General features: G+C 36.0%; 20 protein-coding genes and 1 CRISPR repeat array. Of the genes, 15 read left to right on the top strand and 5 right to left on the bottom strand.

What is annotated here, in order from left to right; all coding sequences use genetic code 11:
• Positions 1-8: 8 nt before the first annotated feature.
• The 13 genes from casB to yciH all read left to right on the top strand — a co-directional run bounded on the left by casB (position 9) and on the right by yciH (position 11,912).
• The gene (gene casB / locus ACGH6R_RS05405; RefSeq protein ID WP_267360861.1) at positions 9-626 is read left to right on the top strand and encodes a type I-E CRISPR-associated protein Cse2/CasB; all 618 of its coding nucleotides are present in this window, start codon (positions 9-11) and stop codon (positions 624-626) included.
• Between the two features lie 5 nt (positions 627-631).
• A complete protein-coding gene (gene cas7e, locus ACGH6R_RS05400) occupies positions 632-1,741 on the top strand; it encodes a type I-E CRISPR-associated protein Cas7/Cse4/CasC (protein ID WP_267360863.1) in 1,110 nt (369 codons plus the stop codon).
• Positions 1,742-1,753: 12 nt separating this feature from the next.
• The gene (gene cas5e, locus ACGH6R_RS05395; RefSeq protein WP_411599098.1) at positions 1,754-2,476 is read left to right on the top strand and encodes a type I-E CRISPR-associated protein Cas5/CasD; all 723 of its coding nucleotides are present in this window, start codon (positions 1,754-1,756) and stop codon (positions 2,474-2,476) included.
• Complete coding sequence (cas6e, locus tag ACGH6R_RS05390) at positions 2,477-3,148, top strand: type I-E CRISPR-associated protein Cas6/Cse3/CasE (protein WP_411599097.1); 672 nt, start codon at positions 2,477-2,479, stop codon at positions 3,146-3,148.
• Positions 3,149-3,158: 10 nt separating this feature from the next.
• On the top strand, positions 3,159-4,076 hold the full coding sequence (cas1e, locus tag ACGH6R_RS05385; RefSeq protein WP_411599096.1) for a type I-E CRISPR-associated endonuclease Cas1e: 918 nt from the start codon (positions 3,159-3,161) through the stop codon (positions 4,074-4,076).
• A 2-nt stretch (positions 4,077-4,078) separates the two neighbouring features.
• Positions 4,079-4,372, top strand: coding sequence for a type I-E CRISPR-associated endoribonuclease Cas2e (cas2e, locus tag ACGH6R_RS05380; RefSeq protein WP_220216475.1), 294 nt, complete (start codon positions 4,079-4,081; stop codon positions 4,370-4,372).
• A gap of 83 nt (positions 4,373-4,455) precedes the next feature.
• Positions 4,456-5,161: a CRISPR direct-repeat array (repeat unit 30 nt; unit sequence AGTGTTCCCTGTACACACAGGGATAAACCG).
• 158 nt (positions 5,162-5,319) lie between these two features.
• Positions 5,320-5,964 (top strand): dTMP kinase, encoded by a 645-nt coding sequence (gene tmk, locus ACGH6R_RS05375; protein ID WP_411599095.1) that lies wholly within the window; start codon positions 5,320-5,322, stop codon positions 5,962-5,964.
• Entirely contained in the window at positions 5,961-6,947 is a 987-nt protein-coding gene (locus ACGH6R_RS05370) for a DNA polymerase III subunit delta' C-terminal domain-containing protein (RefSeq protein WP_411599094.1), read from the top strand. The genes tmk and ACGH6R_RS05370 overlap by 4 nt, the downstream gene beginning before the upstream one ends.
• A gap of 63 nt (positions 6,948-7,010) precedes the next feature.
• A complete protein-coding gene (locus ACGH6R_RS05365; RefSeq protein ID WP_411599093.1) occupies positions 7,011-8,411 on the top strand; it encodes an MBOAT family O-acyltransferase in 1,401 nt (466 codons plus the stop codon).
• A gap of 59 nt (positions 8,412-8,470) precedes the next feature.
• A complete protein-coding gene (locus ACGH6R_RS05360; RefSeq protein WP_411599092.1) occupies positions 8,471-9,694 on the top strand; it encodes a DUF459 domain-containing protein in 1,224 nt (407 codons plus the stop codon).
• Entirely contained in the window at positions 9,678-10,853 is a 1,176-nt protein-coding gene (locus ACGH6R_RS05355) for a GDSL-type esterase/lipase family protein (protein WP_411599091.1), read from the top strand. Before ACGH6R_RS05360 ends, ACGH6R_RS05355 begins: the two co-directional genes overlap by 17 nt.
• Positions 10,854-10,879: 26 nt before the next feature.
• Positions 10,880-11,584: an orotidine-5'-phosphate decarboxylase gene (pyrF, locus tag ACGH6R_RS05350; protein WP_411596450.1), complete on the top strand. Its 705-nt coding sequence runs from the start codon at positions 10,880-10,882 to the stop codon at positions 11,582-11,584.
• Between the two features lie 4 nt (positions 11,585-11,588).
• Positions 11,589-11,912 carry a stress response translation initiation inhibitor YciH gene (yciH, locus tag ACGH6R_RS05345; RefSeq protein ID WP_065558978.1) on the top strand — a complete coding sequence of 108 codons (324 nt, stop codon included), beginning with the start codon at positions 11,589-11,591 and terminating at the stop codon, positions 11,910-11,912.
• Positions 11,913-11,966: 54 nt separating this feature from the next.
• Here the strand turns inward: yciH and tmaR are convergent, their stop codons facing one another.
• The 5 genes from tmaR to aspS all read right to left on the bottom strand — a co-directional run bounded on the left by tmaR (position 11,967) and on the right by aspS (position 16,763).
• The gene (gene tmaR / locus ACGH6R_RS05340; protein ID WP_065558977.1) at positions 11,967-12,287 is read right to left on the bottom strand and encodes a PTS system regulator TmaR; all 321 of its coding nucleotides are present in this window, start codon (positions 12,285-12,287) and stop codon (positions 11,967-11,969) included.
• 272 nt (positions 12,288-12,559) lie between these two features.
• Positions 12,560-14,026: a 4-hydroxy-3-polyprenylbenzoate decarboxylase gene (gene ubiD, locus ACGH6R_RS05335; RefSeq protein WP_411599090.1), complete on the bottom strand. Its 1,467-nt coding sequence runs from the start codon at positions 14,024-14,026 to the stop codon at positions 12,560-12,562.
• An 89-nt stretch (positions 14,027-14,115) separates the two neighbouring features.
• Complete coding sequence (locus ACGH6R_RS05330) at positions 14,116-14,532, bottom strand: hypothetical protein (protein WP_267352416.1); 417 nt, start codon at positions 14,530-14,532, stop codon at positions 14,116-14,118.
• A gap of 10 nt (positions 14,533-14,542) precedes the next feature.
• Positions 14,543-14,995 (bottom strand): dihydroneopterin triphosphate diphosphatase, encoded by a 453-nt coding sequence (gene nudB / locus ACGH6R_RS05325; protein WP_411599089.1) that lies wholly within the window; start codon positions 14,993-14,995, stop codon positions 14,543-14,545.
• A gap of 10 nt (positions 14,996-15,005) precedes the next feature.
• Positions 15,006-16,763, bottom strand: coding sequence for an aspartate--tRNA ligase (aspS, locus tag ACGH6R_RS05320; protein WP_411599088.1), 1,758 nt, complete (start codon positions 16,761-16,763; stop codon positions 15,006-15,008).
• A gap of 273 nt (positions 16,764-17,036) precedes the next feature.
• Between aspS and ACGH6R_RS05315 the strand changes: the two genes are divergently transcribed.
• Both ACGH6R_RS05315 and ACGH6R_RS05310 read left to right on the top strand, forming a co-directional pair.
• A complete protein-coding gene (locus ACGH6R_RS05315) occupies positions 17,037-17,828 on the top strand; it encodes a DUF3100 domain-containing protein (protein ID WP_267361320.1) in 792 nt (263 codons plus the stop codon).
• Positions 17,825-18,274, top strand: coding sequence for a hypothetical protein (locus ACGH6R_RS05310; protein WP_267352412.1), 450 nt, complete (start codon positions 17,825-17,827; stop codon positions 18,272-18,274). The genes ACGH6R_RS05315 and ACGH6R_RS05310 overlap by 4 nt, the downstream gene beginning before the upstream one ends.
• Positions 18,275-18,284: the final 10 nt, after the last annotated feature.

Below are 18,284 nucleotides of genomic sequence, written 5' to 3'. Positions count from 1 at the left end.
AGAATAACGTGTCAAGAAATCTTATCAAAAAAACGCTCATTCTTAATAATCATCATAAAATAATTATTAATGAATGGTTTTCTAATTTACAGGATCAAGAATGTTATTTCTTTGGTAAAGCTTACAATGGTTTAAAGTTACGAGCAGATCTGAAAAAAGTACCTTTTCCATATGGAGTAATGCTCAAAGAAGGTTATTGGTTATTAGCTAATCAGTTATTTGAAGAAAATAGCTTTCTAATAGGTTCAGATAATCATCATCAAGCACTCGCAATTTTTGTTGCTGTTGCTATTTTTGCCAAACTAAATAATGAAAATGCTTCTTTTGCATCACAATTAAATGAAACAAAAGAAAAAAATCAACAAAAGTTTCTATCTCCTTTACGCTTTAACCAACTTGTTGCAAATATTACTGATGAAGAATTTTGCCGACGTTTAATCCGAGCAGTTAAATCACGTGGAGATGAAGGTGTAAACCTCTTCTCACTTGCTGATAGTATCTTTTTATGGGCAAAAGAGCGGGATAATCGTCAAAAAAATTTATTAAATAATATGGAACCATTTAAACGTAATTCTGTTCGTTGGGCAATGGATTACTATTCGACCGAAAAATCAATTAAGGAATAACTATTATGAGTACATTTTTACAATTACATTTATTAACTGCTTATGCGCCTTCAAATTTAAATCGTGATGATTTAGGTCGTCCGAAAACAGCTAAAATGGGAAATAGTGAACGTTTACGTATTTCTTCTCAGAGTTTAAAGCGTGCTTGGAGAAAATCAGACTTTTTTACTGAGTCACTAACTGAAAATATAGGTGTTCGTTCACGTAAATTTATTACTGAATGGGTTTATAAACCTATGAAAGAAAAAGGAGTAGAAGAAAAACTTGCAATATCATGTGCAAAAAAAATAATGGAAAACTATCGAAAAAATAAAAAGTCAGAAGATGAAGCGAAAAAAGATACAAAGGAAAATGGGAAAAAATCTGAAGAATCAAAAGTAAACTTCGATATGGATCAACTTATTCATATTAGTAATGATGAACAACAGGAAATAGAAAGACTAGTTGCACTATTAATTAATCAGAAAAGAGAGCCTACCCAAGACGAATTGAATAAATTAATTAAAACTCGTCAAGAAAATAGTAGCATTGATATTGCTTTATTTGGTCGAATGTTAGCGGGTAAAACAGAATTTAACATTGAAGCGGCTTGTCAAGTTGCTCATGCTTTAAGTGTGAGTGCAATTTCTATCGAAGATGATTTTTTTACTGCTGTTGATGATTTAAATGATAAAGGAAAAGATGCGAGTTCAGGGCACTTAGGCGAACGTGGATTTGCCTCGGCACTGTTCTATACTTATATCTGTATTAGTCGTGATCTACTCCTTGATAACTTAAATGGTGATGAAGCATTGGTTGAAAAGACACTAAAAGCATTAACTGAATCCGCTATAAAAGTGGCGCCAACTGGCATGCAAAATAGCTTTGCATCACGTGCTTATGCCTCTTATTTATTGATTGAAAAAGGTACTCAGCAACCACGTTCACTTGCTGTTGCTTATTTTAATCCTATCCGTAGCCAAGATATGGTGAATGATGCCATAACTCGATTAGAGCAACAATTGGATAAGTTTGATCAAGTTTATGGTCAATGTGCGGATGATCGCTACAAACTCAATATTGAAAGTGGAGAAGGGACACTTGCAGCTGCATTAAAGTTTGTTGCGGAAAAATAAGGAGCAGTCAAGATGATAAAACATCTTATTTTTCAGATTTATGCACCGCTCACATCGTGGGGGGAACCGGCTGTTGGCAATATTCGCCACAGCAATATTATTCCTTCCCGCTCAGCTTTATTAGGCTTTTTGGCTGCAGCATTAGGTATTCAGCGTGATGACGATCGTATTGATGCTTTCAATCAACATTATTTTATTGCTTCTCGCCCTTTTATTATTAAAGGAAGTTGGTTGTATGATTTTCATACTGTTCAATTTCCAATCCCTAAAAGCAAAAATTCTAAAAAGGTTGATGAGCAAGATTCAAATAATCTGGTAACTCATCGTGAATATTACAACGATGTCTATTATCAAATTATTATTACCGAAACAAAAAGCGCCCCTTATTCTGTAGAGCAGATAAAGCAGGCATTATTAACGCCTGTCTTTCCACTTTATGTAGGTAGAAAAAATTCGCCATTGTCATTGCCGTTAGCCCCCATAATTTATGAAGGGCTGCTTAGTGATGCTTTTGTATTCGCTAATGAACATTATCATCAATACCACCAATTAGATCCTGTCCTAAAGTATTTAGTTGATAGTGATGCTAACGAATATTACTGGGATCATCCTGATCAAGAAGCGCATTTTGACGTAATGAAAATACAATTTCGACAAGATCAGCCTATTAACCGGAAGCGTTGGCAATTTATCAATCGTCAGCAATATACAGGACACTTAAAAAGGAGCGAATAGATGTATTTTTCGAAAGTCGAGCTAAAACTTGAGCGGCTTCCTTATGTGATGCAACAAAAAAGGTGGTCTGCTGGTGAATATGCTATGCATCAATGGTTATGGCAACTGTTTCCTGATGAAAATAAACGTCCATTTTTATTTCATAAAGATCAGAAGACTAAAAAACCTCTGTTTTATCTTTTATCTGAAGTTGCACCGCTTACCAATCATGAATTATTTAAAGTCGATACAAAACCTTATGCACCGCAATTAACAACAGGGATGAAGTTAAGTTTTTTATTACGTGCCAATCCTGTTGTCATGAAACAAGGAAAACGATGTGATGTGATGATGAACGCTAAGTATCAGGCTAAACAACAGGGATTATCATCGAATGAGATCAAAGCTCAGCAATATCAAGCGGCCATAGATTGGTTGATTAAGCAAAGTGAAAAGCGTGGATTTTCATTACAGCAAAATGATCATTCAGCAGTCTGCTGTAATGTTATCAGTTACAACCAACATCTGCTTAATAAAAAGTCAGAACTTAAACCGATTAGTTATAGTAGTGTTGATTTTGAGGGAGTATTGACTGTTACTGATCCAAAACTATTTTTAGCTACACTTTATCAAGGTATTGGTAAAAGCAAAGGATTTGGCTGTGGACTATTTTTAATCAAACACTGTCAATAGGATCTTTAATATGGTGTATGTTCCACTGAATCCTATTCCTTTAAAAAATAGAACATCAATGATCTTCCTACAATATGGACAAATTGATGTTTTAGATGGTGCTTTTGTATTAATAGATAAAACAGGCGTTAGAACCCACATTCCCGTTGGTTCTATTGCTTGTATCATGCTTGAGCCCGGTACCCGCGTATCACATGCTGCGGTTAGATTAGCCGCAACTGTGGGGACACTGTTAGTCTGGGTAGGTGAGGCTGGCGTCAGAATGTATTCGACAGGTCAACCTGGGGGAGCCCGTTCGGACAAATTACTTTATCAAGCAAAATTAGCTTTGGATGATGAACTTCGTCTAAAAGTTGTCAAAAAAATGTTTGAACTGCGATTTGGTGAGCCGGCTCCTAGCCGACGTTCTATTGAACAATTACGAGGTGTTGAAGGCGCTCGTGTACGTGCAACTTATGCATTACTAGCCAAAAAGTATCGTGTTAAGTGGCATGGACGTAAATATGATCCCAAAGATTGGCAAAAAGGCGATACGGTTAATCAATGTATCAGTGCTGCTACTTCTTGTCTTTATGGTATTACCGAAGCAGCGGTTTTGGCAGCTGGTTATGCACCAGCTATCGGTTTTGTGCATAGCGGAAAACCGCTCTCGTTTGTTTATGATATTGCCGATATTATAAAATTTGATACAGTGGTACCCAAAGCGTTTGAAATTGCTGCTAAAAATAGAGCTGACCCTGATCGTGAAGTGCGCATTGCTTGTCGCGATATTTTTAGAAGTCAAAAAACATTGGCGACATTAATTCCACTGATTGAAGAGGTATTATCCGCTGGAGGTATTGAACCGCCACCGCCTCCTGATGATGTACTACCACCTGCGATTCCAGAACCTCAATCACTTGCCGATAGTGGCTTTAGGAGCCATTAATCATGAGTATGTGTGTTGTGGTGACTGAAAATGTCCCACCTAGATTAAGAGGACGCTTAGCTATTTGGTTATTAGAAATCAGAGCTGGTGTTTACATAGGTGATATTTCCAGACCGGTAAGGGAGATGATTTGGCAACAAATCATCGAGCTTGCTGAAGAAGGGAATGTTGTACTTGCTTGGGCAACCAATACTGAATCTGGATTTGACTTCCAAACTTATGGTACTAACAGAAGAGTGCCGGTAGAACTCGATGGACTCAGGTTGGTATCTTTTTTACCTATTGAAAATCAATAAGTTAAAGTTCTTTAAAAATTAAAAAAATCTGGTAGAATTTCGTGGTCGCTATAAGTTTAAATAAAACAAATAGCTACGTTTAGAGTGTTCCCTGTACACACAGGGATAAACCGCTTGCAGGTATTGAGGCGATGGCTGTCTTTAAGTGTTCCCTGTACACACAGGGATAAACCGGAGAGACTAACGGAGATAATCGCATGCCACAAGTGTTCCCTGTACACACAGGGATAAACCGGATTTTATCTCAATCACAGGAATTGGTCTATAGTGTTCCCTGTACACACAGGGATAAACCGCATTTGGACATTTTTCAACAATATTTGGTATTGTGTTCCCTGTACACACAGGGATAAACCGGACATACATCTTATTTAAGTTTTCTAACTCAACGTGTTCCCTGTACACACAGGGATAAACCTGGCCGATGATGAATTAAAACGTTCAATAGGCAAGTGTTCCCTGTACACACAGGGATAAACCGAAATTATGTATCATCTGGTAATGGATCCAAATGTGTTCCCTGTACACACAGGGATAAACCGAAAGAAATTGATATATGTTCTTTAACCGATCACGTGTTCCCTGTACACACAGGGATAAACCGTAATCGTAGTTGTTGATAGGCACTTTCTGGATCGTGTTCCCTGTACACACAGGGATAAACCGGACGAGGCATTCAAAACAGCGGCTATAGTTAAAGTGTTCCCTGTACACACAGGGATAAACCGGTCATCCTGGTATCCAGGATCCCGGACGGTTAGTGTTCCCTGTACACACAGGGATAAACCGTAAACAAAATGTTCTACTCTGTCGGTCTATTAAAAAGTTTTCATATTTGATAAGTATTAACATGGTATTTACGATACGAACTAAAATAATCGGTAAAAATAGCGTACAATAGCGCAATATTTACTTGTACATCAGCTTAATTAATTTAGGAAATAAGTATGACCGGCAAATTTATTGTCATTGAAGGACTTGAAGGTGCAGGAAAAACCACAGCAATTAATACTGTTGCGCGTATTTTAAAGCAATCTAATATTGAAGATTTACAATTTACTCGTGAGCCGGGTGGAACTCCGATTGCTGAAGCGTTACGTAATATTATTAAAAATGGTTTAGAACATGAGCCGTTAACGGATAAAGCTGAATTATTGATGTTATATGCGGCTCGAATTCAACTTATTGATAATGTTATAAAACCCGCTCTTAAAATAGGAAAATGGGTAATAGGTGATCGTCATGATTTATCCACGCAGGCATATCAAGGTGGGGGACGCCAACTTGATAGCATATTGATTGAAACGTTACAAAAGCAAGTGTTAGGTGATTTTAAACCCGATTTAACTTTGTATTTGGATGTTGATCCAAAAATAGGATTAATGCGAGCAAAATCTCGTGGTCAGCTAGATAGGATTGAGCAGCAATCTATCCTATTTTTTGAACGTACTCGTCAACGCTATTTAGAGCTTGCTATGCAAGATGATACTATTGTGACTATTGATGCCAGTCAATCAATGAATGTGGTAACACAGCAAATTGAAGACGTGTTAACTGCATGGTTATCATTAATACAGGTTAATAATGCATGATCAAAAATGGATATAGTTGGCTCACGCAGCCATATCAGCAATTAGCGACAAGTATTTTACATGATCGAGCCCATCATGCTTTATTAATTAATTATATTCAAGGTAGTGGTGAAAATGAGCTAATTGAGCAATTAGCAAATCGTTTATTATGCCAAGCATCAAGCGATCTAGCCCCTTGTTTAAAATGTCATAGCTGCCAGTTATTTTTGTCTCATCATCATCCTGATTATTATCAGATAACTAACGAACAGGGTAAGCAATCGATCGGTATCGATCAGATTCGAAGTATTACCGCTAAAATTTACGAAAAATCACAGCAAGGCGGTAATAAAGTGATTTGGATTAAACATGCTGCCTTAATGACCGAAGCCGCCGCAAATGCATTATTGAAAACGTTAGAAGAGCCACCTGCAAATACTTATTTTATTTTAAGTGACGATCATAATAGTCATTTATTACCAACTATTTATAGTCGTTGTTTTTCTTATTTTTTACCGATACCTAAGCTTGAACAGTCTATGGATTGGTTGAAAAATATACAGGGTTTACATTATAGTGATAATGAACTTGCGTCAGCTTTGTTATTAAGCGAAAATGCGCCATTAACAGCAAAAACTTTGTTGGATCCTACAAAATGGCAACAACGTAAAGTATTTTGTGAAAATTTATTGAGTGTTATTCCTAATAATGATTTTTGGACGCTTGGCGTAACATTTGAGCATGACCATTTTATTGATCGCATTAGTTGGTTTTGTGCTTTATTAAGTGATGCTTTAAAAGCAAAACAAAAAGCAGGACGGTATATTATTAATCGTGATCAAGTGCCATTGGTAAGATTATTGGCAACATTAAGTTATGAAAAAATTACTGCTCTTTATGAACTCTGGTTGAATGCCAGACGTCAGTTATTGTCAATAACTGGGTTGAATAAAGAATTATTGGTTTATTATGTTCTTTCTCAATCAGAGTTGATTTGCGATTAAATATTTTCATGGAAGTGTTGAGGGATATTATTTTATATGTAAATGTTTTAACGAAGGATTATAGTGAGTTATTTATCTATTGAATTTGGTCTGTTGTTTATCGTTTTTTTTGCTATATATTGGGCATTTAACTTATTACCTAAATTCCAAAATGCCTTGTTACTCGTTTCAAGTTATTTAATTGTAAGCAGTTATAGTTGGCAATTTGCGTTAATTCTTGGTGTTTATACCAGTGTAACTTATCTTATTTCCATTATGATATCGGTTTCAAAAGATCATGCTAAAAGTTGGTTGATTTTTGGCTTAATAATATCGATTAGTAATTTAGCATTATTCAAATATTTTGATTTTTTCCGACAAGAACTACAAGCTTTACTTAACGTCTTTCATATTCCTGTTTTATTACCATTATTTTCTGTGCTAATCCCTATTGGGATTTCCTTTTATACTTTCCATTCTGTCAGTTATTTAGTTTCAGTTAAAAGAAAAGAGATTGAAGTAGCTAAATTTTGGGATTTTGCACTTTTTTTATCTTTTTTCCCCAGTATTGTCGCAGGGCCGATCAATCGAGCTAAAGATTTTTTGCCGCAAATTTCAGTTTGCCAACCCCGCCAAATTTTAGAGCCATATCGAGCTTTTATATTAATCATGATGTCAATCATTAAAGTTTATTGTTTAGGTGGTTGGATAAATGATGCATGGGTTAACCCCATTTTTGCCAATCCATTAGAATTTAGTGTGATTGATTTATTAGTGGGTGTATATGCTTATGCAATACAAATTTATCTCAATTTTTCAGGCTATACGGATTTGGTGACTGGTATTGCATTGTTGTTAGGGTTTCGTCTACCAATTAATTTTAACCAACCTTATTTATCTTTAAATTTAAGGCATTTTTGGGCGCGTTGGCACATAAGTTTATCTCAATGGATTCGGGATTATATTTATATTCCGCTTGGCGGTAATCGTAAGGGATTTACCCGAACACAAATCAATGTTTTGTTGGCAATGTTTTTATCGGGATTATGGCATGGCGCAGGTATCAATTTTATTATTTGGGGTATTTGCCATGGTATTGGTATTGTGGCTCTGAATATTGGTGATCGCTTTTTTGGTCGTGATGTGATTAGTCAACGCTCACCTTTTATTGCGCGTTTATTAACTTGGCATTATGTCTGTTTTACTTGGTTGTTTTTTTATTGTGAAAATTTATCCGATGCTTTGGATTATTTAATGGCATTAACGCATAATGTGATGATAAAACCACAATATTGGCAGGCTTTTTTAATTATCATGGTTGCTTATTTAGTTTATCCAATGTGTAAAAATCTTCCAAATTTGGCAACGGCACTGTTATCTAAAGTTAATAAATTATGTTTACCTGTGATAATGATATTAATTTTGTGGTGTGTCATTTATTTTGCGCCGTCAGGTATGCCCGATTTTATTTATGCCAGTTTTTAATTGTGTTTTAAAATTTTTTAAGATCAGTTTTGACAAGGAACAGTAATTTGAAGGATTTTATGAAGTTAAGTAATATGCTAACAATGCCAACTAACAAAACCTTATATGCATTTTATATTGTTATAGTGTTAGTTGTTACAGCTATTGCTTTAATGGTTTTGTTTCATAAATCAATATTGGTTTATTGCCAGCAATCTTACCATTTTGAGTTTTTTGATATGGCATTAATGGTGGATGATGCTAATGTCACTGAGGATGATCAGACAAAATGGACTAATGAATCGTATGAATCAGAGGAGTTAGAAAACACGAATATTGAAAAGGATAATCAAAAACATCCTAATGTCGTGACTGCAAACGCAATTGCAGATAAACAGTTACAACAAAATAACCGGCAAAACAAAACAATAAAATCCAATCACACAACTGAAAATAATAAACAAAAATTACCGTTAATTAAGGGTGATAACCTGCAAGCTACTAATAAACGTCAAACTCATTCTGATAGTCAACTAGACAGTACTCGGACTAATACAGCGTTAGGTAATACGGTAACATTGGATGAATCAAGTAACCCTAGACTTAGCAATGATACCGATTTTACTGAACTTTCACCGATTGTTTTAACTAAAAATGACAAAGTCCTTTTTGCGGGGGATTCATTAATGCAAGGGGTTGCACCATATGTTAAAAAAATGTTATTTAAACAATATAAGATAGAAAGCATTAACTTGAGTAAACAAAGTACTGGGCTTGCTTATCCAAAAGCTTTTGATTGGCCAAAAACAATTAATGATGCAATCAGTGCTGATGCCTCCATTAAATTAATCGTCATTTTTTTAGGCCCTAATGATCCGTGGGATTTTCCTGTTAAGGGATATGCTAAATATGCTAAGTTTAAATCGCAATTGTGGGAAGAACAGTACCGTTTACGTGTTGCATCAATATTAGATATCGCGAATCAACATAATGTAAAAGTACTTTGGCTTTCGCCACCTTGTATGCGTAAACCAAAGTTGAATGACGGAATGAATTATTTAAGCCATTTATATGAATCCGAAGTTGAAAAAGCGCATCAACATTTTATGGAAACCAATACATTATTAGGTTGTTCTTACGATCAATTTAACAGCTATATTGAGACTAATAAGCAAAAAATTAAAGTGAGAATAGACGATGGTATTCATTTTACAATAACTGGACAAAAGCTTTTAGCTCAAGCAATTTTGAACCAAATCACATCCACTTTATCAGAGGATTCCCACATTGAATCAATGCATTAAAACTATGGTTGCTGTTTTTTTGGTGGTGTTTACTGTCAGTTTTAGTACTATGGCTGAAAGTATTCCAACGTCTAAGTCTGTGATTGTTGATTTTGGCGATCCAAATGCTAAACAATTCGTTTCACGCTTAAATTCATTAGTCAATAATCAAGACCACACCCATAAAGTTGTTAATATCACCCAATTTGGTGATTCTCATACCGCTGCAGATTTTTTTACAGGCGAATTTAGAACGTTGATGCAAGATAAATATGGTGATGCAGGTATAGGTTGGGTTCCTCCTGTTTGGGTTAAAGGGCAAAACCATACTCGAGTTAGTTTGAAAGATTCTAATTGGGAATTGTTAAGTAGCCGAGTATTAAGTAATCTCGATTTTCCTATGGGCGGTTTTATCGCTAAACCTATTAATTCTCAAGCTTCTGTTGAGTTGGCACTTAAAGCAGATGATAGAGATATATGGAAAATTAGCCTTATTTTTAAAACAAAGAAAATGACTAAAAATCCATTAGGTATCTATAATAAAGATAAAATTGCCTTTGGTTTCAAGAATAAATTTGGTGGTTGGCAAACGACAACGTTTACTTCAACGCTTCCTATTACCATTAAAAGTAAAGATAGCACTGAAATTGGTGGATTTTGGTTAACTCGAGCCAACAAGGGTGTTATTGTATCTGCGATTGGTTCGAATGGGGCTAAGCAAACAATTTGGCAAAAATGGCGTCCTCAGTGGTTTCAGGAATTATTATTATCCAAAAGCGATTTGGTTATTTTGGAGTATGGAACAAACGAGAGTTTCGATGAGACTTTAGATGCAGATGAATATCGGAAAAATTTAGTCTACAACATTCGTAAAATTCGAAAATTATTGCCGAATGCTGCAATTTTATTGATTTCACCTCCTGATACAATGATTAATCAAACTGAAATTCCAAAGTCTTATAATTTAGTAAAAAGGATTCAAAAACAAGTGGCTAAATCAGAAAAAACACTGTTTTGGGATTGGCAGGCCGCTATGGGGGGAAGTCATTCGGTTAAGCTTTGGTCTAAGTTTGGATTGGCTCGGTCAGATTTAGTACATCAAACCTTGCAAGGCTATAAAGAAAGTGCCAAAATCTTTTATAATGATTTAAATGAATTTGTTAAAAAAAATAGCGATTAGTTATTAATAAAAGGAATAAATCTGTTATGTCTTCACCTATTATCGTTGCTGTTGATTTTGCTGATGTTAAATCAGCTTGGAATTTTATTGATCGTGTTGAGCCAAAAGATTGTCGTTTAAAAATTGGCAAAGAGCTTTTTACGCATGCGGGGCCCGATTTTATTAAACAGATTATGAATAAAGGTTTCGATGTTTTTTTGGATCTGAAATTTCATGATATTCCAAATACGGTTGCGAAAGCGATAATTGCTGCAGCTGATTTAGGTGTTTGGATGACAAATGTTCATGCTAGTGGTGGGTCTCGGATGATGCAGGCGGCGAAAGACGCACTCTATCCATATGGTAAAGATGCGCCTCTTTTAATTGCGGTAACTGTTTTAACCAGCATGGAGTCGGTAGATCTTCAAGAAATCGGTATCCCTGTTTCGCCTTTGGAACAAGCCACTAAATTAGCTTTGTTAGCCAAAAATTGTGGGCTTGATGGCGTAGTATGCTCCGCTAAAGAAGTGCAAAGTTTTAGAACTCGCTTAGGGAGTGATTTTAAGTTAGTGACGCCAGGTATCAGACCCGCCGGTTCAAATGCTGATGATCAGCGTCGAATTATGACGCCACAACGTGCGCAAGCTGCAGGATCGGATTATCTGGTTATTGGTCGTCCGATTACGCAAGCAGAAGATCCTTCTTTAGCATTGCAAACTATTTTATCAACCCTTGATTTGAGCAAGAGTTAATTTCATGATGTCTGATAATCCACTTGTTTATTCTACCGATCAAGGTCGTATTAAATCGGTTGAAGTAAAAGAATCTCGACCTAAAGGGGATGGGATTATTCGAATTCAACGCCAAACATCCGGACGTAAAGGCAAAGGTGTGTGCGTCATTTCAGGATTTGATTTTGATGATGCCCAACTTCAAAAAATAGCTGCGGAACTCAAAAAACGTTGTGGTTGTGGTGGAGCAGTTAAAAATGGTAGCATTGAAATTCAAGGCGATAAACGTGATTTACTCAAATCTTTGCTGGAAGAAAAAGGCTTTAAAGTAAAGCTAGCCGGTGGTTGAGTTGTGGTAATTGTCTTTACTCCCATTATTGAATGGGAGTAAATCTGCTATATGTTAGTGAGAACGATAGCTACGCATTTTGTTGCTGATTTCACGGCGTTCTTTTGAAATTTCAGCATTTTTGATAATATAATCATCTACACGATCATCATAATCACTTTTCATGTTAGCAATAATCGCTTGAAGTTCGTCATAAGTCATATCTGGTTTTATATAATCACTCAAATTTTCAAGTAATAATACTCGTTTTTGGTTATCTCGGATTTTTTTCTCATTATCGGATATTTCACGTTTTAATTTGTTTAAACGACGTGATAAACGAATATATTCTAATACATCTTGAAATGATGGTGCGGCGTTTTTTTCCTTGTCCATCTATAACCCCTTATTTCTAAAATTGGAAAAAATAAATTATGACTAATTATATACTAATAAATTTATAGATGATAATTAAATCTGTTTTGAGTGTTTATCAATTTTTAGTTATGTTCAATACAAATTCATTGATATTACAATAAGTTACTACCGTTCAATGTGAGCTTGCTTATGATTTTAACGGCTATTTATTTATTCCTATTTGTCATTAACGATAAATATCGATGCTATTGACCCAATGTAGAGTGTTTAATTGAACTTATTAAGTCTGTTTACTCTAAGCCAAGTTTATCCCAAATTTCATCGATATAAGCCACAACTTTTGGATCTTTTTTGATGATTTTTCCCCATTCTCGCTGAGTTTCGCCTTGCCATTTATTGGTCGCATCTAATCCCATTTTTGAGCCTAACCCAGAAACAGGCGAAGCAAAATCTAAATAATCAATCGGCGTATTGTCAATAAATGTGGTATCACGATGAGGATCCATGCGCGTTGAAATAGCCCACATGACATCTTTCCAATCTCGGGCATTGATATCATCATCACATACAATAACAAATTTGGTATACATAAATTGGCGTAAGTAAGACCAAACGCCCATCATGACACGTTTAGCATGACCTGGATACTGTTTTTTGATGGTCACAATTGCAATCCGGTAGGAACATCCTTCGGGTGGTAAATAAAAATCGACAATTTCAGGAAATTGTTTTTGTAAAATAGGGATAAAGACTTCATTTAAAGCGAGTCCCATTACGGCCGGTTCATCGGGTGGACGACCCGTATAGGTAGAGTGATAAATCGCATCTTTTCGACGAGTTAAATGCGTTACCGTAAAAACAGCAAATTTTTCAACTTCGTTGTAGTAACCAGTATGATCACCATATGGGCCTTCAGGCGCTAATTCATTCGGATCAATATAGCCTTCTAAGATAATTTCGGCGGTAGCGGGGACATCTAAATCATTGGATAGCGATTTTACTACTTCAGTTCGACTATTGCGTAACAGACCTGCAAAGGCGTATTCTGGTAAGGTATCTGGTACGGGAGTGACTGCACTTAAAATGGTTGCTGGATCTGCACCAATGGCAACGCTAACAGGAAACTTTTCATTAGGATGGGTTTGTTGCCATTCTGCAAAATCGAGCGCTCCTCCTCGATGAGATAGCCAGCGCATAATTAACTTATTTTTACCCAATAATTGTAAGCGATAAACGCCGACATTTTGCCTTTCTTTATAAGGTCCTTTCGTTATCGTTAGTCCCCAAGTTAAAAGTGGTGCTACATCATCGGGCCAACAATGCATGATTGGCAGACGAGTTAAATCAACTTCTTCATTTTTAAAAATCAATTCCTGACAAGGCGCAGACGATCGTCGCTTAACAGGCATATTTAATATTTGCTTATATTTGGGTAACACATGAAAAAATTGCTTAATGCCTTTTGGTGGTTCTGGCTCACGTAAAAAAGCTAATAATTCACCAATTTCACGTAATTGCGATGTATCTTCTAACCCCATTCCCATCGCAACACGTTTGGGTGTTCCAAATAGGTTACAAAGTACGGGCATGTCATAACCAATAGGATTTTCGAACAATAAGGCTGGGCCTTTAGAACGTAAAACACGATCTGCAATTTCGGTCATTTCCAAATAAGGATTAACAGGATAGGGAATTCGTTTTAATTCACCTTGTTCTTCAAGATAATTTAAAAAATCACGAAAATTGGTCAAGTTCATAAAAATAATTACTCCCTATTAATCTGCCTTTGTTTACACTAATTTAAGGTAGTCTAACATCCTAAATGTTAACGTTATTTTGTCATCAACTAGTCAGCGTCAAAATTTTCACTATAAATAGGCACTTGTTGATTTAGATTGCATTTCACAATTTTAGGTAATAATGTTTTAAATTGCTGTTGGTCGATATCAATAAATTTATTTTCATCTACTTGATAAAAAAGATATTGGGTGGTTTGATCTTCAAACTCAAAAGAAGCAATCCAATAGTTTCTATCATCATTGTTTTCATTAGCAAACACTTTGATGATGGTATTTTCTCGTATTTCAGGTTGATTATGTAATTTGTGTTCGATAATATTTTCGGCGATTTGCGAATCGATTTCATCGAAAATGATATAATCAGTTTTGTTGGTTTGGCATGTTTTAATGTTAATTTCAGCATAACTATTAGGTATAAAATACAATAAGCTTGATAACACAATGGCATACTGACTTAATTTCATTTCCTACTCCTTAGTTAATCTCGTTTAATTGAATAATTTCATTAATTGCTTCTTGATTATTTGGCGATGCTGTTATTTTAGCTGCATCGCTAATTGTCAACCATTGATAGGCTAAATGTTCAGTAAGCGTTGGTGTTATTTCATTTTCGAGCGGTAAATAAAACCAATGTTCTTTATTTATTTCAACTTCAGGTGCATATCGATGCCTAAATTGTGGAAAAATCTTGAATTCAACCGTATGGTTAGTATCGATTAAATTAAGATTTTTACCCAAAATATCAATGCCTGTTTCTTCAAAAACCTCACGAATGGCAGTTTCAACCGGCAATTCGTTATCTTCCATGCTACCTGTTACTGACTGCCAAAAATTGGGATCATCTTTGCGTTGTAGCATAAGACAACGCAAAGTTTTTTGACAGTAAATAACAACTAAAACAGATTCAGGGTTTTTGAACTTTTGCATTAAGACATCACTATTTTTTGCTAACTTCAATACCAAGCTCAGCTAATGCATTAGGATTTGCCGGGCTTGGTGCATCTGTCATTAAACAAGTTGCCGCTGTTGTTTTAGGAAATGCGATAACATCCCTGATATTATCGGTACCTGTTAATAGCATACTTAATCTATCTAAACCAAATGCAAGTCCTGCATGTGGCGGTGTACCATATTTTAGCGCATCAAGCAAAAAGCCAAATTTTTCGCGTTGATCGTGTTCATTTATACCTAAAATAGAAAACACAGCTTGTTGCATTTCACTACGGTGAATACGTACTGACCCTCCACCTACTTCATATCCATTGATAACCATGTCATAAGCGTTAGCTATCGCGTTTTCAGGATTTTGTTTAAGCTGTTCTGGCGTCAAGTCTTTTGGTGATGTAAATGGATGGTGCATCGCACTAAGACCCTCTTCCGTTTCTTCAAACATTGGGAAATCTACTACCCAAAGCACAGCCCACCTATTTTCATCAGTCAGATTTAAATCTTTACCTACTTTTAATCGTAGTGCACCTAATGCATCACTGACAACTTTATAACTATCTGCCCCAAATAATAAAATATCACCATCTTTGGCATTAGCACGATTCAACAGTGCTTCCATTTGCGTTTCATTAAAGAATTTAGCAACCGGACTTTGTACCCCTTCAAGACCTTTATTACGGTCGTTGACTTTAATCCATGCCATACCTTTAGCGCCATAGACCGAAATAAATTGTGTGTAATCATCTAACTGTTTACGGGTTAACTGGGCTCCGTTTGGCACGCAAAGTAATGCAACTCGACCTTTTGGATCATTGGCTGTGGTTGAGAATACGTTAAAATTGACATCTTTTACTAAATCGGCAACATCTATTATTTCTAACGGATTTCGTAAATCAGGTTTATCGCTACCATAACGGCGCATCGCTTCGGCAAACGTCATGATAGGGAATTGACCTAAATCCACATTTTTAACATGTAACCAAAGTTCACGGATCATTTGCTCCATAACTTCACGGACTTGTTCTGCGGTCATAAACGAAGTTTCAACATCAATTTGTGTAAATTCTGGTTGGCGATCTGCACGTAAATCTTCATCACGAAAACATTTTACAATTTGATAATAGCGGTCAAAGCCAGACATCATTAATAGTTGTTTAAATAATTGCGGTGATTGTGGCAGTGCATAAAACTCACCATTGTGAATTCGACTTGGTACAAGGTAATCACGCGCACCTTCTGGCGTTGCTTTGGTTAACATAGGGGTTTCAATATCAAGAAAACCATGCTCATTCATAAAGTTACGTACAAATGCAGTAATTTGAGCACGAGTTTTGAAGATGTTTGTCATTTCAGGACGACGTAAATCAATATAGCGATATTTTAAACGCTGTTCTTCACTGTTGTTTTGGTTAAAATCAAGTGGCAGCACATCACTGCGATTGAAAATTGTTAGCTCAGTGGCTAAGATTTCAACTTCACCCGTAGCCATGTCTTTATTTGCTTGTCCTTCTGGTCTTGCTCTTACTTTTCCTTTAATTTGAATGCAAAATTCATTACGAAGTTCACTGGCAAGTTGATAAGCTTGTTGATATTCAGGATCAAAAAATACTTGTACAATCCCTTCGCGATCACGCATATCAATAAATATCATACCGCCAAAATCTCGACGCTTATTGACCCAACCGCATAATGTGACTTCTTGATTAATATGAGATGCTGTTAAATGACCGCAATAAATTGAACGCATAAAATATCCTGTTTAAATACCAATCTTATAAAAAAAATATGAGGTATTATAAATCAAATAGTGTCCTTATAAAGGCATTTGTTGAGATTTATTCTTTAATTATTTTTGCGTCATTGAAATATATTGTTTGGTTATGTGTATTTAATGGTAGATGCGTGTTGACGCAAGTAATCTGGGTTATGTATATTAGCTGTGCAAAATAATAATTATTATGATAATAGCTGTCATGGATAGTTTTATTGACCGGAAATTTATGTAAAGAGGCGTGAAAGGATGGAAATTTTAAAAGACTATAGAGTGCACTTGCTTGCGCTGATAGTTGTTTTAGTATGTGAGTTTGTTGGTAGGCAGTCTATCTGGATTATCATGTTGTATCCTATGCTATTTGCCATGATTATTGGTGGTCTTATCAGTCTTCCTAAATTAAAAATCTTAAAACATAAAAATATGCTTCATGCTAGTTCGGTGATGATTGTGACGTTAATGTTACTGATTGCCAAATTAGGCGTTGCGGTAGGGCCTAAAATTGATATGATTTTGCATGATGCCAAGTTGGCTTTGATTTTCCAAGAATTAGGGCATTTTGCGGGTACTATTTTACTCGGTTTACCGTTGGCAATGATGTTAGGAATGAAGCGTGAAGCGGTCGGGGCAACCTATTCTGTTGCACGTGAACCCAATATTGCCATTGTGGCAGATAAATATGGATTGGATTCGCCCGAAGGTCGTGGTGTCATGGCAATGTATGTTTGTGGTACGCTCTATGGGGCGATTTGGATGAGTATTCTTGCTAGTGTAATGGCAAAATTAGACGTTCTTCATCCTTATGCATTAGCCATGGGGGCAGGGGTTGGTAGTGGTAGTATGATGGCGGCATCACTTGCGCCGATAAGTGACCTTTATCCGAATATGGCGAGTGACATCAAAGCTTATGCAACAACGGCTAATTTAATGTCTAGTATAGTTGGTATTTATATTTATACATTATTCTCACTACCGTTTGCTTCTTTTCTCTATAATGTTTTTGCTCGTTTCCAAAGCAGTAAAAGGAGCTCACTATCATGAAGATTTTCGAAACGGTTTTTTTATTGATTTTAGTCGCAATTATCATGGCTGCTGGCAATACAGTCGGTTATCATGTTGATTTTATGCTGTCATTACAAGCTTTAGCTGTGCTTGTCGCAATATCGGTTGTTGGTTTTTTTATAAGCAAAGTGCCATTATTCAATAAACTTCCTGTTATTTTGTGGGTGTCAGTTGTGGCGGCTGTGGCTTCTTCACCGATATTTCCATTTCATGAGCAAGTTGTTGCGATAACTGAACATGTCTCTTTACTTGCTGTTTGTACACCAGTGCTTGCTTACGCTGGATTAGCCATTGGTAAAGATCTTGCTTTATTCAAAAGTATCTCTTGGCGAATTATCCCCGTTTCATTAGCGGTGTTTTCCGGTACTTTCCTTTTTGCCGCCATCATTGCCCAAATTACCTTAAAGTGGGAAGGTGTGATTTAATATTAGGTAG

The sequence above is a fragment of the Gilliamella sp. CG13 genome, assembly GCF_046635805.1.
Taxonomy (GTDB): domain Bacteria; phylum Pseudomonadota; class Gammaproteobacteria; order Enterobacterales; family Orbaceae; genus Gilliamella; species Gilliamella apicola_I.
Note: the sequence above shows the minus strand (reverse complement) of the source record. Positions and strands in the feature narration are given on the sequence as shown.

Bases quoted from the DNA above. Each gene is read 5' to 3' on its own strand.
- ACGH6R_RS05310 (WP_267352412.1), top strand. From the start codon at position 17,825: ATGAAGATTTTCGAAACGGTTTTTTTATTGATTTTAGTCGCAATTATC.
- cas6e (WP_411599097.1), top strand. From the start codon at position 2,477: ATGTATTTTTCGAAAGTCGAGCTAAAACTTGAGCGGCTTCCTTATGTG.
- ACGH6R_RS05315 (WP_267361320.1), top strand. From the start codon at position 17,037: ATGGAAATTTTAAAAGACTATAGAGTGCACTTGCTTGCGCTGATAGTT.
- yciH (WP_065558978.1), top strand. From the start codon at position 11,589: ATGATGTCTGATAATCCACTTGTTTATTCTACCGATCAAGGTCGTATT.
- tmaR (WP_065558977.1), bottom strand. From the start codon at position 12,287: ATGGACAAGGAAAAAAACGCCGCACCATCATTTCAAGATGTATTAGAA.
- aspS (WP_411599088.1), bottom strand. From the start codon at position 16,763: ATGCGTTCAATTTATTGCGGTCATTTAACAGCATCTCATATTAATCAA.
- tmk (WP_411599095.1), top strand. From the start codon at position 5,320: ATGACCGGCAAATTTATTGTCATTGAAGGACTTGAAGGTGCAGGAAAA.
- ACGH6R_RS05360 (WP_411599092.1), top strand. From the start codon at position 8,471: ATGAAGTTAAGTAATATGCTAACAATGCCAACTAACAAAACCTTATAT.
- cas7e (WP_267360863.1), top strand. From the start codon at position 632: ATGAGTACATTTTTACAATTACATTTATTAACTGCTTATGCGCCTTCA.
- ACGH6R_RS05370 (WP_411599094.1), top strand. From the start codon at position 5,961: ATGATCAAAAATGGATATAGTTGGCTCACGCAGCCATATCAGCAATTA.
- cas1e (WP_411599096.1), top strand. From the start codon at position 3,159: ATGGTGTATGTTCCACTGAATCCTATTCCTTTAAAAAATAGAACATCA.
- ubiD (WP_411599090.1), bottom strand. From the start codon at position 14,026: ATGAACTTGACCAATTTTCGTGATTTTTTAAATTATCTTGAAGAACAA.
- cas2e (WP_220216475.1), top strand. From the start codon at position 4,079: ATGAGTATGTGTGTTGTGGTGACTGAAAATGTCCCACCTAGATTAAGA.
- nudB (WP_411599089.1), bottom strand. From the start codon at position 14,995: ATGCAAAAGTTCAAAAACCCTGAATCTGTTTTAGTTGTTATTTACTGT.
- ACGH6R_RS05330 (WP_267352416.1), bottom strand. From the start codon at position 14,532: ATGAAATTAAGTCAGTATGCCATTGTGTTATCAAGCTTATTGTATTTT.
- pyrF (WP_411596450.1), top strand. From the start codon at position 10,880: ATGTCTTCACCTATTATCGTTGCTGTTGATTTTGCTGATGTTAAATCA.
- cas5e (WP_411599098.1), top strand. From the start codon at position 1,754: ATGATAAAACATCTTATTTTTCAGATTTATGCACCGCTCACATCGTGG.